Source organism: Micromonospora sp. NPDC048887, from assembly GCF_040649715.1.
Taxonomy (GTDB): domain Bacteria; phylum Actinomycetota; class Actinomycetes; order Mycobacteriales; family Micromonosporaceae; genus Micromonospora.
In genome coordinates this window covers 26,383-38,762 of the sequence record NZ_JBEZGA010000007.1, presented here as the reverse complement: position 1 = coordinate 38,762, position 12,380 = coordinate 26,383, and the positions used below count along the sequence as shown (strand labels likewise).

Here is a 12,380-nt window from a genome sequence, read left to right as displayed (position 1 = left end):
CGCGGTGCGACCCAGGGAGTCTCACATGCGCTATCGCGTCCTCGGCGGCACCGGCATCGAGGCCAGCGTCCACTGTCTCGGCACCATGATGTTCGGCGCGGTCGGCAACCCCGACCACGACGACTGTGCCCGGATCGTGCACGCGGCTCTCGACCACGGGATCAACGTCGTGGACACCGCCGACATGTACTCGGCCGGCGAGTCGGAGGAGATCGTCGGCAAGGCCCTGCGCGGCCGCCGCGACGACGTGGTGCTCGCCACGAAGGTCCACTTCCCGATGGGTGAGGGGCCCAACCGGGGCGGCAACTCGCGTCGCTGGATCGTCCGGGCGGTCGAGGACAGCCTGCGCCGGCTGGGCACCGACTGGATCGACCTCTACCAGGTGCACCGTCCCGACCACAGCACAGATGTCGAGGAGACGCTCGGCGCGCTCACCGACCTCGTCCGGGCCGGGAAGATCCGCGCGTTCGGCTGCTCGACCTTCCCGGCGGAGGAGATCGTGGAGGCGCACCACGTCGCCGAACGGCGGGCGCTCGGCCGTTTCCGTACCGAGCAGCCGCCGTACTCGATCCTCGCGCGCGGCATCGAGACGTCGGTGCTGCCGGTCTGCCGCCGCTACCGGATGGGCGTGCTGGTGTGGAGTCCGCTGGCCTCCGGGTTCCTGTCCGGGCGGTACCGGCAGGGCCGGCCCGTCGACCTCGGCGCGGGCCGCCCGGCGCTCACTCCGGCCCGGTTCGACCCGGCGCTACCGGGCAACACCGCCAAGTACGCCGCCGTGGAGGAACTGGTCGCGCTCGCCGGCGAGGTGGGCTGCACGCTGCCGCAGCTCGCCGTGGCGTTCACCGCCGCGCACCCGGCGGTCACCTCGACCATCATCGGACCGCGCACGATGGACCAGTTGGACGCGCTGCTGGCCGGGGCGGAGCTGACGCTCGACGACGCGGTGCTGGACCGTATCGACGAGATCGTCCCGCCCGGCACGAACCTCTACCAGCCCGACGGCGCCTGGTCCCCGCCCGCCCTGACCGACCCGTCCCACCGCCGCCGCCCCCTCCCAGAGCGGGCCGCAGCCTGACCCTCGCCCGTCCCGCCTCCGTCCCACCCTCAGTTCCCCGGCTCGTCGATCATGGGGTTTCGGCCCCAGCAAAGCGCGCGAAACGGGCACCCGAGGGGCCGAAACCGCAAGATCGACGAGGCGAGGCGAGGCGCGGCGCGGCGAGGCGAGGCGGGAACGGGAGGCGAGGGGGCGGGTGAGTGGGGAATCGCGTCGACAGGGGAGGGGCGCGGCTCCAGACTGGGCGGGTGGAACATCGCGATCTTGTTCGGGTGAGCAAGCGGCTGTCGCTGGGGCTGCGGCACCGGCCTGAGGCGTTCGGGCTGCGGCTCGACCGGGCCGGCTGGGTGCCGGTCGCCGACGTGCTCGCCGGGCTGAAAATCAGCCGCGCCCAGCTGGACGCCGTGGTCGCGGGCAACGACAAGCAGCGCTTCGCCGTCGAGGCGGGCCCGGACGGGGCCGACCGGATCCGCGCCAACCAGGGGCACTCCGTCCCGGTCGACCTCGGCCTGACCCCGGCCGCGCCGCCGCCCCGGCTGTTCCACGGCACCGGCGAGGCCGTGCTGGACGCGATCCGGGCGCAGGGGCTGCGCCGGGGCGGGCGGCACCACGTACACCTGTCGCCTGATGTGGCGACGGCCCGGCGCGTCGGTGCGCGCCGGGGCGGCGCGGTGGTGGTGCTGACGGTGGACGCGGCGGCGATGGCCGAGGCCGGGTACCTGTTCTACCGCTCCGCGAACGGGGTGTGGCTCACCGACACCGTGCCGCCGCCCTACCTCAGCACCACCTGAAGCGGCGGTCAGCAGGCGGTCACCGGGTGGGCCACCACGGCGTCGAACAGGTACGCGAGGTCGTTCGGCGCGGCCCGGTCGGGCTGAACCGCGCCGGTGCTGTCGGTGGCGCGGGCGCGCAGGACGTGCCGGCCGGCGGCCGGCGGGCGCCAGCGGACTGTCCAGCGCTGCCAGGCGCCGCCCCGGTCGGCGGCGACCAGGTCTGCCGGGCGCCATCCGTCGCCGGTGTCCACCTCGACGTGCGCGATCGGGCCGTTGCCGGACCAGGAACGGCCGGTGAGCAGCACCTCCTCGCCGGCCGGCACCCGGGCGTCCCAGGGCAGCTCGAACGCGCTGCGTACCGGCTGGGCGGTGAGCACTGTGCCGTCGGCCGGGTGGCCGGGGCCGAACATCCGGTAGAACTGCGTGTTCCACGGCGAGAACAGGGGAGTGGTGGAGACCTCGATCGCGCCCACCCACTTGATCGAGGAGATGCCGACCCAGCCGGGCACCACGACGCGCACCGGGAAGCCGTGGTCGGCGGGCAGCGGCTCGCCGTTCATCTCGTACGCCAGCAGCACGTCGTCGAGCGCCTTGGCGACCGGCATCGGGCGGCGTACCCGGCCGAGGTTGACCCCGCCGCTGACGTAGTCCGGGTCGAGTCCTTCGGGCATCACGTCGACCGCCTCGTCGCGCAGCCCGGCCAGGCGCAGCACGGTGCCGAGCCGGACGCCCCGCCACCGGGCCACGCCGACGCTGCCGAGCCCCCACGCCACGCCCGGGGCCGGCTCGTCCTGCTGCTCGGCGAAGTAGCGCCGCCCGTTGCCGGCGCACTCCAGCAGCGCCGCGTGCTCCTCGGCGGGCAGCCGGCGCAGCTCGTCGAGGTCGAACTCGACCGCGTTGTCCCGGCTCGGCGCGCCGCGAAGGCCGTCGCCGAACAGCCGCAGCCGCCAGGTTGCCGCGTCCAGGTACGGGGTGACGGTGTGGTTGCGGACGAAGAAGCGGTCGATCGGGACCACGTACCCCTGGCCGGCCATCGCCGGCCAGCGCATCTCGGCGTTGGTGTCCAACGGGCGCAGCAGCTCCGCCGGCAGCGGCTTGACGATCGGCGCCCCGGGGTCGACGCCGACCGGCGCGGACGCCACAGCGACCGGCTCGCGCTCCGCCGCGGCGGCGGTCACCGCGGCCATCGCCGCGCCCACCTCCAGCAGCCGCTCGCGGTCGACGCCCGGCCCGTGCGCCTGCCCGGTGAGCCACTGCCGGCTCCGGTCGGCGTCGTGGACGGCTTCGGCGGGGGACGGGGACTGACTCACGACTGACCTCCGGGATAGGCGACGCTGCCTTTCCTATTCAATCAGTAGGAGTTTTCGTCGATCTATCGCAGGTGGGGCGGCGGCACACGCCGCACCGACCAGCGTCACCACCCCGGCCGCCACCAGCACACCGGCCCGGAGCCGGTCGACGTCGAACCAGGTCCGGCGCAGCACGCCGGCGCGGGCGCGGGGAGGAGTCCCCGCGCTGACGTCAGCAGCCGGCTTCGTCCGGGCGTCCCTCGATGAGAACGGTGACGGTGGCGGCGTGGTCAGGCGTGCCGTCAGCAGTGCTGCTGATCTCCAGCCACGCCGCCCTGCTGTTGATCATTCTGCAGTACCGCAGGAGGCCGCCGCCGGCGTCACCCTGATGGTTGACGAGACGCCACCCGGCCCCGCGGGCCTCCGGCCCGATGAGGGCGGCCAGTTCGTCGGCTGAGAGACTTCGATCCGCGGTGTACCGGCGCCAGACCGTCGCGAACTGGGGTCCCGCCGACTCCTCCCGCTCCCGCGAGGCTGGTCGGTAGTCACAGGCGTGCGTCGATGCCTGTTCGGTGAGCAGGCGCCCGTGGGGCGGGGTCACGGAGAAGGCGGGATCTCTCTGGTACGCCGCCACCGCAGCGGTCTGGTCGTCGGGGGGAAAGGCGCAGCCCCACCATCTGGTGGCCCGGACGCTCAGCGTCGCCAGCGTCAGCAGCACCGCGACCACGAGGACGCGGACAACGAGTCGGCGCCGTCGCGACGCGGAATCCGGACCACGGTCGTGGGACGGGGGGCGGGCGCCGCGCGGGGAGGCCGCGGGATCTGTCTGCTCCATGGGACTCCGAGCGGGGAGCGTGGCACGGCGATGCGCTCGTGATCGCGGGAACCCGGCGACGTCGCCTGGCGCGCGAGCGGAAGAACCTGATCACCGGCATGGTCGCATATCCGCCGCGTCGGCGGGACAGCAGGATCGGTGATCGTCGTTATACGCTGCGACGACCCGCGCAGGGCGACCGGAGTGACACACCCAGTCGACCTGCCTGAGAAGCATGGCCGTCCCGACGCTGCACACGTCGGGACGGCCAAATTGTCCTATTTGGATGGAGACCAAGATGAGGACGAGTACAAGACTACTCGCTGCGCTCGGCGCCATGTCGCTGAGCGCCTTGGGTGGTGTCCTGGTGATGTCGGAGCCGGCGCTCGCGGTGGACACGCCTTTACCGCTTACGGCAGCTCAGGTACGGGGTTCGATCGCCTACCTCCAGTCGGAGTACGGGGTGTCGGAGTCCGAGGCGCTGCGTCGGCTCGATCTTCAGCGGATGAACGCCGTGCTCGACGAGCAACTCGCCCTGAACTACCCGGATACCTTCGCGGGGGCGGAGATCGATCAGGCCGCTGGTGGGTTGCTGCTCATCCATGCGACGGATACCCGGGCCATCGCTCAGGCGGTTCGTGAGGTGCGCGATGTCGAGCACATCCGGGTGGTGGGTGCCAAGTACTCACTGAAGGAGTTGCACGAGGTGGCCGGGCAACTGGACGCCGAGCTCAACACTCATGGGGGAAAGCAGCGTGTGGCCGAGGCGGTGGCCGACGTCCAGCAGAACGCTGTGGTGGTCTATCAGCACGCCGGTGAGCAGCAGGCAGCGAGAGCGACCGCAGCCGAGCGCAAGCGGCTGGAGAGCGAGTCGCCGGCGTCGGTGGACACGCGGATCGCCCGGGCGGCGGTCCGGCACGGGGACCGCGTCAAGATCCGGCAGATGATCGGCGGCAAGGAGAAGATGAAGGTCTCCTCCGGCCCGGTCGTGACCGGGCTGGTCAGCACCCCGAGCTGCATCCCCGAGTATTGCGGGAAGCCGATGCGAGGTGGGCAGCGGCTCGACGTCCGCCGTAACTCGCCATCGCCCGTCTATCCGAACGGTGAGGCGTTGAACGCCACGTGGGGCCAGTGCACGAACGGCTTCAACATCAAGGACAGCCGCGGCTGGTCGTTCATCCTCACGGCCGGTCACTGCACCGTCGGCCCGAACAAGACCGGCGACACCCGCACCTTCTCGAGCTACGAGACCGGTCGTACTCCGGTCGGTTACGAACTCGGTGACTGGGAGAACGCCAACGTGGACGGCGCCTCGTCGTACCCGTGGGACTTCGCCCTGCAGCCCTACGTCACGACGAGCACGACCAACTACGCCGAGACCTGGCTCAGCGGATACTCCCGGAACCTGGTGAACTCGTACTGCTGGTCCTCCGAGGGCACCAATGCTTGCACCGAGGGCACCTTCGGCATCACCGGCTACTACGGATACGGGTCCATCGACATCGGCTGGGTGGTGTGCGGCAGCGGTAGCGCGGACGCGAGCTCGACCTCGGGCTACCACTCGAACATCGGCTACTACAACGGCACCAGGTGCGGCGGCGTCACCGCGAAGGACGGCGGTATCAGGACCAACCTCTGCATGCGGCCGGGCGACAGCGGGGGGCCGCTCTTCAGCGAGGCGGACAGCAAGGCGTACGGGATCCTCACCGACGGAACCGATGGCTCCGGAAAATGCCCGACCAACCCCGCCGGCCGCGAATACAGCAGATACACGCCGATCAGCAACGCGTTCTCGCTCGCCAAGACCCAGAGTGGCTATACGTTCAACGTCCACACGTCATAGCCACTCCTGCCGGGCGCGCCGCATCGGGCGCGCCCGGCTCCCGACGTCGAAGGAGGATCCGATGAGATCCGCACCAGCTCTTCTGCGGCTCGGCGGGATGGCCGCCCTTATCGGCATCGCCCTCTGCACAACGGCCTGCGGATCGAAGGGCGGAGACGGCGCAGATGCCACCCCACCGTCCTCCGGGTGCCAGGTGCCGGCGGACCAGAAGACCCTCCTGGCGGACTTGCGCGGCAAAGCCCTCACCGGCTACGTGCCCGACGGCACCAGGAGCGCGGGGAGCAAGGAGTTCTCGGCTGCCTGTACCACCGACTGGCCCGAGTCGCACGGTGCGTTGCCACCGGCGAAGCGGGTGGCCGCCGTCGAGAACGACTACACCACCACGAACGCGATGACCGCAGCGCAACTGCTCACCACCTTCGGCGCACGAGCCGTCGCTGACGGCTGGCAGGCCAACGGCAGCTGGGATGACAGCCAGGGAGACGGCAGCGCCTACGCCGTCTACTGCCAGAACATCAGTGGTCACTGGTCCAGCCTCTCGATCTACCGCGGACCGAAGGCAGGAGGCGAGATGCCCCTCCACGTCTTCGTCGAGGCATACCCGGCTGCCACCTCCTGCCCAGGCCGTCCGAAGGACGGGTGACGGCGGGGCCGTCCTGCGCGCGCCCACCTTCAGCAGCCGCTCGCGGTCGACGCCGGGCCCGTGCGTCTGCCCGGCGAGCCACTGCCGGGTCACGCCGCGGCGATCAGCGTCACCACCCCGGCCGCCACCAGCACACCGGCCCAGAGCCGGTCGACGTTGAACCAGGCCCGGCGCAGCACACCGACGCCGAGCACCTCGTACACCAGCACTGCCACGACCAGCGCGACGGCGAGCATGGCGACCGTGTGCACGGCGGCGGCGAGCAGGCCGGTCAGCGCTCCGGCCGGCGCGGCGGCGAGGTGCCCGGCGTGCGGGCCTCCGCCGGCCGCCGGTTCGGCGAGCAGCACCGGCAGCAGCATCAGGCCCGCGCCGTGCGCCGCCGACATCAGGAACGACCAGGCGGTGAGCTGCGCCGCGGACAGCCGCATCCCGGCCCACCGGAAGTGCCGGTCGGACAGCAGCCGCCACAGCCCGAACCCGACCAGCAGCACCCCGCCGGCCACCGCGACCGCAGTGCTGGCCGTCACCGACCGGGTCGCGCTGACCAGGGCGGCGACCACCGCCACCGAGGCCAGGTGCCCGGCGGCGATCGGCGGCAGGGCCGCAAGCAGCGCCGCCCGGCGGCGCTCCTGGAGGCCCCGGGCCACCGCGAACAGCCACCCCATCGCCGGGTTCAGGCCGTGGAACGCGCCGAGGCCGGCCAGCGCCGCCCAGGTCGCGCCGGTCACGGGAAGCAGTACGAGTCGGACGAGGCGTCGCCGCCCTGCAACCGGGTCTGGTGCACCCGCAGGCCGCGGAACTCCTCCCCACGCGGGAAGAACCGCGGGTCCGGCACGAGGCCGCCGTGCTCCGGGTCGACGTCGAGCTTCGCCACCCAGGCGCCCACCCCGTCGGGGTAGAACTGGTCGTCCCAGGCGCCGTAGAGCGAGTTGCTGACGTAGACGCGGCGGCCGTCGCGGCTGATCTCCACCATCTGCGGGCCGCCGGCCAGCGGCTCGTCCGGGAACGCCGGGTGCGGGGTGCGGTTGACGATGCCGCCCAGGCGCACCGAGCCGACGCGTACCGGGTGGAACGGGTCGCTGACGTCGTAGCGGATCAGTTCGCCGGTGCCCCAGCAGGAGACGTGCAGGAATCTGTCGTCCACCGACAGGTCGATGTCGGTGACCAGCGGCGGTACCGCACCGAACGGCTTGAGCAGGTCCGGCAGGTCGGCCGGGTCGGCGGGCTCGGCCGGGATGTCGATCACCTTGGTCACCGCCCAGGCGTCGCCGTCGCGGTGCCACAGCCAGATCGAGGCGGACAGGTCCTCGACGCTGATCACCACGCCGACGAAGCCGTACGACTTCGTCGGGTCGTGCGCGGGGCGCAGCTCCAGCGGCATCTGGTACTGGTCGCCGAGGTCGACGCGCTGCACGTGCCGGCGCTTCGCCAGGTCCCAGAAGTGGATCGCGTGCCCGTACCGGCGGCCCAACAGCAGTTCACCGACGATGCCGTCCTCGATCATCGACGGGGTGCCCCACTCGCTGGTGACCAGCACGTCCTGGGTGTAGTGCCACCAGAAGTCGTACGCCAGGAACTGCGGCCCCCGGTCGGCCTCCCACGCGCCGCGCACCTCGAACGTGGTGTGGTCGAGCACGGCGATGCCGCCCGGCCCCTCCTGCCCGTCCGCGCCGCCCAGCGCGGAGACGTAGATGCCGTCCGGCCCGCAGTGCACGGTGTGCGGCCGGGAGTACCCGGCGCGCTCGCCGAGTTCCTTCGCCTCGATCACCTTGACCAGGTTCGGCCGGCGCGGGTCGGGTTTGGTGTCCAGCACGTGGATCCGGGACGAGCGCAGGCCCGGCACGATCAGGTAGCGGCGTTCCACGTGTGGGTGCGGAGCGGTCGGACAGAGCGCGCTGCTGCACGCGTTCCAGCCGAAGTGGTGCAGCTCGTCGCCGGTGTTCGGCAGCTCGGTCCAGCCCACCACCCGGCCGTACGAGTCGGAGTCCGGGTCGGTGTCGAGCACCGCGATGGCGTCGGGGCGCTGCCCGGCGCGATCGAACGCGGCGACGTACGCGAGCTTCTCGGCCGGCGCGGTGGCGGCGAGCGCGGGGGAGGGGTAGAAGGTGGGGTCGGGCGTCCAGCGGGTCATCGGTTCTCCATCGCGGTCAGCCGGCGGGTACGCCGAGGCGGTCGAGCAGGTGGCGGCGCAGCGCGCCGAGGGCCGGGTCGTCGGGGCTCGGGGACGGGCCGAGGCGTACCGGCATCTCCTCGGCGATCACGCCGTCGTCGAGGAGCAGGACACGGTCGGCCAGGAGCAGCGCCTCCTCCACGTCGTGGGTGACCAGCAGCGCGGCGAAGCCGTGCTGGGCGCGCAGCCGCCGCAGCAGCCCCTGCATGCGCAGCCGGGTCAGCGCGTCGAGTGCGCCGAACGGCTCGTCCAGCAGCAGCAGGTCGGGTTCGCGGACCAGCGCGCGCGCCACCGCGACCCGCTGCGCCTGCCCGCCGGACAGCTCGGCCGGCCAGGCCCGGCCCCGGTCGGCGAGGCCCACCTCGGCCAGCGCGTGGCCGACCCGGTCGCCCACGTCCGGCCCGGCCAGGCCGAGCGCCACGTTGCCGGCGACCCGCTTCCACGGCAGCAGCCGGTGCTCCTGGAACACGACGGCGGCGGTGCCGTGCAGCACGTGCTCGCCGCCCGCGTCGCCGTCGAGCCCGGCGAGCACGCGCAGCAGCGTGCTCTTGCCGGAGCCGCTGCCGCCGAGCAGTGCCACCGTCTCCCCGGCGGCGATGGTCAGGTCCACCCCGGCCAGCACCACCGCCGGGCCGAAGGACCGGGTCACCGCCCGTGCGGTGAGCACCGGCCCGGTCAGGTCGCGCGCAGTCCGCGTCGCCACGCCAGCGTCCTCCTCTCCGCGTACCGGATGAGCAGGTCGGAGGCGAGGCCCAGCAGCGCGTAGATGAGCAGGCCGAGCACCACCACGTCGGTCTGGCTGAACTCGCGCGCCTCCATCATCAGGAACCCGACGCCGGTCTGCGCGTTCACCTGCTCGCCGACGACCAGGCTGAGCCAGGCCGCGCCGATGGCCAGCCGCAACCCGAGGAACAGCGCCGGCAGTGCGCCGGGCAGCACCACGTGCCGCAGCCGGGCCGCCGCGCCGAGGCCGCAGGTACGCGCCGCCTCCACCAGCCGCTCGTCGATGTCGCGGATGCCGGCGTACGTGTTGAAGTAGATCGGGAAGAACGCGCCGAGCGCGACGAGCGTGACCTTCAGCGACTCGCCGATGCCCACCCAGATGATCAGCAGCGGGACCAGGCCCAGGTGCGGCAGCATCCGGGCCATCTGCACCGGCGGGTCGACCAGGTCGTCGCCGAGGCGCAGCAGTCCCGCCGCCGCGCCGAGCACCAGCGCCAGGCCGCCGCCGATGAGCAGGCCGAGCGCGGCGCGGGTGAGCGAGTCGAGCAGGTGCACGCCGAGCGTCCCGTCGCGGGCCAGCCGAGCGCCGGTGGCCAGCACCGCGCTCGGCGCGGGCAGCTTCTCCGGGGCGAGCAGCCCGGTCCGCGCGGCGACCTCCCAGGCGAGCACAAGCACGACCGGGCTCACCGCGCGCCGCCACCGCCGCGAGGCGCGGGCCCGCGACCGCCGCGGCGTCGCCCGATCGGGTACGACGGGAGCGGTCGCCTCGGCCAGCGCCGGACCGCTCACTGGAACGCCTCGTTGAACCGGCCGTCCACCCGCCCGGCGATGTCGACCGGTCCGGGTACCAGCTTCAGCTCCACGAAGCTGTCCGCGATGGCCTGCAACTCGGCGCCGATCTCCGGGGTGACCGGGGCGAGCGGCTTGGCGCTGCGGGCCAGCGCCCGGGTGGTCACGTCGAGTGGGATCTTCAGCTCGGGGGCGAGGACGGCGGCGCGTTCGGTCGGGTGGGCGATGCCCCAGTCGGTGGTCTGCCGGTACGTGTTCAGGAACGCCCGCACGTCGTCGGTGCGGTTCTGCACCGCGTCCGGCGCGGCCAGCACATACTCGCGGTTGCCGGCCAGCCCGGTGGCGTCGGCGAGGACCCGTACCCCCGGTCGCTCGGCCAGCGCGAAGTAGGGGTCCCAGATGATCCACGCGTCGACCTGCCCGTTGTCGAACGCGGGCCGCCCCTCGGCGGGCTTGAGGTACTTGACGTTGATGTCGGCGAGCGTCATCTTGTTGGCCTCCAGCAGCTTCACCAGCAGCCAGTGCACGTTGGAGCCCTTGTTCAGCGCGACGGTGCGCCCGCGTAGGTCGGCGAATCCACGATACGGGCTGTCCGCCTTGACCAGAACCGCCTCGCCCTGCGGGATCGGCTCGGAGGTGCCGACCACGGAGAACGGGATCTTCCCGGCGGCGGCGAACACCGGCGGCGCCTCGCCGACCTGACCGATGTCGATCGAGCCGGCCTTGAGCGCCTCGGTCAGCGCCGGGCCGCTCTCGAACAGCGACCAGGTGACGTTCTTCGCGTCGCCGCGCGCCTTGACCAGGCTGAGCCCGCCGAAGCGCTGGTAGCCGATCCGCAGTGGGCGGTCGCCGCCGCCGCTGGCGTCGGCCGCCTCGCCGCCGCAGGCCGTCAGCGCCGTCGCGGCGAGCAGCGCGAGGGTGGTGAGCAGCGCGGCCATCGGGCGGCGGCGCGATCTGGGGGTACGCATGGCGACTCCTCGGGGAGGGTGAACCCGGCCGTCGGCGGGCGACAGCAACCTACCAACCCGATAGGTTTTATGGGTAGGGTGTCGGCGTGGTCGTCCCACCACTCAGGAGGGGCCCGTCCGACCCGCGCACCGGAGGTACACCATGTCGCTCAGCTTCCACTGGTTCCTGCCGACCTACGGCGACAGCCGGGACATCGTGGGCGGCGGCCACGGCGTACCGGTCGGCACCGCCGGTGGCGCGCGACCCGCCACCGTGGCGTACCTGGGGCAGATCGCCCGCACCGCCGAGCAGCTCGGCTTCGCCGGCGCGCTCACCCCCACCGGCGCCTGGTGCGAGGACGCCTGGCTGGCCACCGCCATGCTCACCGAGGTCACCGAGCGGCTGAAGTTCCTCGTCGCGTTCCGGCCCGGCCTGCTCTCACCCACCCTGGCCGCGCAGATGGCGTCCACGTTCCAGCGCCTGTCCGGCGGGCGGCTGCTGCTCAACGTGGTCACCGGCGGCGAGTCCACCGAGCAGCGCGGGTACGGCGACTTCCTGGACAAGGACGCCCGGTACGCGCGTACCGACGAGTTCCTGCACGTGGTGCGGGCGCTGTGGCGCGGTGAGACGGTCGACCACGACGGCGCCCACGTGCGGGTCCAGGGCGCCCGGCTCGCCCGCGTGCCCGACCCGGTGCCGCCCGTCTACTTCGGCGGGTCGTCCGGCGCGGCCGGGCCGGTGGCGGTACGCCACAGCGACGTGTACCTGACCTGGGGCGAGCCGCCCGCGCAGGTGGCCGGCAAGCTGGACTGGATCCGCGGTCTCGCCGCCGAGACCGGTCGCGAGTTGCGGTACGGCATCCGGCTGCACGTGATCAGCCGGGACACCGCCGAGGAGGCGTGGGCGCAGGCCCGCAAGCTGCTCGACGGCATCCCCGAGGCCGACGTGCGCGCGGTGCAGGAGGGGCTGCGGCGCAGCGAGTCCGAGGGACAGCGGCGGATGCTGGACCTGCACGGCGGCTCCCGCGACGGGCTGGAGGTCTCGCCGAACCTGTGGGCCGGATTCGGGCTGGTCCGCGGCGGCGCGGGCACGGCACTTGTCGGCAGCCACACCGAGGTCGCCGACCGGATCGCCGAGTATCACGCGCTCGGCCTGGACGAGTTCATCCTCTCCGGCCACCCGCACCTGGAGGAGGCGTACTGGTTCGGCGAGGGCGTGCTGCCGATCCTGCGGCGGCGCGGGCTGTGGCGGCACCCGGCCGGTGAGCCGGAGATCGAGGTGCCCGCCGCCGTGCCGTTCTCGCCCCAGCCGGTCCCGGCCCGCGGCTGACCGCG

12 protein-coding genes are annotated in these 12,380 nt (G+C 72.8%); 5 read left to right on the top strand and 7 right to left on the bottom strand.

Features of this window, described 5'->3' with window-relative positions:
- Nucleotides 1-25: 25 nt before the first annotated feature.
- Both AB0C17_RS13435 and AB0C17_RS13430 read left to right on the top strand, forming a co-directional pair.
- Nucleotides 26-1,075, top strand: coding sequence for an aldo/keto reductase (locus AB0C17_RS13435; protein WP_357467631.1), 1,050 nt, complete (start codon nucleotides 26-28; stop codon nucleotides 1,073-1,075).
- 227 nt (nucleotides 1,076-1,302) lie between these two features.
- Entirely contained in the window at nucleotides 1,303-1,845 is a 543-nt protein-coding gene (locus AB0C17_RS13430; RefSeq protein ID WP_357478561.1) for an RNA 2'-phosphotransferase, read from the top strand.
- A gap of 8 nt (nucleotides 1,846-1,853) precedes the next feature.
- On the opposite strand, the gene AB0C17_RS13425 is transcribed toward AB0C17_RS13430, so the two are convergent.
- Both AB0C17_RS13425 and AB0C17_RS13420 read right to left on the bottom strand, forming a co-directional pair.
- Entirely contained in the window at nucleotides 1,854-3,137 is a 1,284-nt protein-coding gene (locus AB0C17_RS13425; RefSeq protein WP_357478559.1) for a sulfite oxidase, read from the bottom strand.
- Between the two features lie 211 nt (nucleotides 3,138-3,348).
- Nucleotides 3,349-3,834: a hypothetical protein gene (locus AB0C17_RS13420; RefSeq protein WP_357383119.1), complete on the bottom strand. Its 486-nt coding sequence runs from the start codon at nucleotides 3,832-3,834 to the stop codon at nucleotides 3,349-3,351.
- A gap of 382 nt (nucleotides 3,835-4,216) precedes the next feature.
- Between AB0C17_RS13420 and AB0C17_RS13415 the strand changes: the two genes are divergently transcribed.
- Both AB0C17_RS13415 and AB0C17_RS13410 read left to right on the top strand, forming a co-directional pair.
- Nucleotides 4,217-5,773 (top strand): hypothetical protein, encoded by a 1,557-nt coding sequence (locus tag AB0C17_RS13415; protein WP_357478556.1) that lies wholly within the window; start codon nucleotides 4,217-4,219, stop codon nucleotides 5,771-5,773.
- A 61-nt stretch (nucleotides 5,774-5,834) separates the two neighbouring features.
- On the top strand, nucleotides 5,835-6,416 hold the full coding sequence (locus tag AB0C17_RS13410; protein ID WP_357478554.1) for a hypothetical protein: 582 nt from the start codon (nucleotides 5,835-5,837) through the stop codon (nucleotides 6,414-6,416).
- Nucleotides 6,417-6,505: 89 nt separating this feature from the next.
- Here AB0C17_RS13410 and AB0C17_RS13405 read toward each other — a convergent pair whose 3' ends face one another.
- The 5 genes from AB0C17_RS13405 to AB0C17_RS13385 are packed head-to-tail and all read right to left on the bottom strand — an operon-like array spanning nucleotide 6,506 to nucleotide 11,066.
- Entirely contained in the window at nucleotides 6,506-7,144 is a 639-nt protein-coding gene (locus AB0C17_RS13405) for a hypothetical protein (protein WP_357383125.1), read from the bottom strand.
- The gene (locus AB0C17_RS13400) at nucleotides 7,141-8,547 is read right to left on the bottom strand and encodes a selenium-binding family protein (RefSeq protein WP_357383127.1); all 1,407 of its coding nucleotides are present in this window, start codon (nucleotides 8,545-8,547) and stop codon (nucleotides 7,141-7,143) included. Before AB0C17_RS13400 ends, AB0C17_RS13405 begins: the two co-directional genes overlap by 4 nt.
- Nucleotides 8,548-8,563: 16 nt before the next feature.
- A complete protein-coding gene (locus AB0C17_RS13395) occupies nucleotides 8,564-9,289 on the bottom strand; it encodes an ABC transporter ATP-binding protein (RefSeq protein ID WP_357383129.1) in 726 nt (241 codons plus the stop codon).
- On the bottom strand, nucleotides 9,262-10,098 hold the full coding sequence (locus AB0C17_RS13390; protein ID WP_357383131.1) for an ABC transporter permease: 837 nt from the start codon (nucleotides 10,096-10,098) through the stop codon (nucleotides 9,262-9,264). Before AB0C17_RS13390 ends, AB0C17_RS13395 begins: the two co-directional genes overlap by 28 nt.
- Nucleotides 10,095-11,066 (bottom strand): sulfonate ABC transporter substrate-binding protein, encoded by a 972-nt coding sequence (locus AB0C17_RS13385; protein ID WP_357467619.1) that lies wholly within the window; start codon nucleotides 11,064-11,066, stop codon nucleotides 10,095-10,097. The genes AB0C17_RS13390 and AB0C17_RS13385 overlap by 4 nt, the downstream gene beginning before the upstream one ends.
- 142 nt (nucleotides 11,067-11,208) lie before the next feature.
- Here AB0C17_RS13385 and AB0C17_RS13380 point away from each other — a divergent pair, with 142 nt between their 5' ends.
- Nucleotides 11,209-12,375 (top strand): LLM class flavin-dependent oxidoreductase, encoded by a 1,167-nt coding sequence (locus AB0C17_RS13380; protein WP_357478551.1) that lies wholly within the window; start codon nucleotides 11,209-11,211, stop codon nucleotides 12,373-12,375.
- The last annotated feature ends 5 nt before the right edge of the window (nucleotides 12,376-12,380 follow it).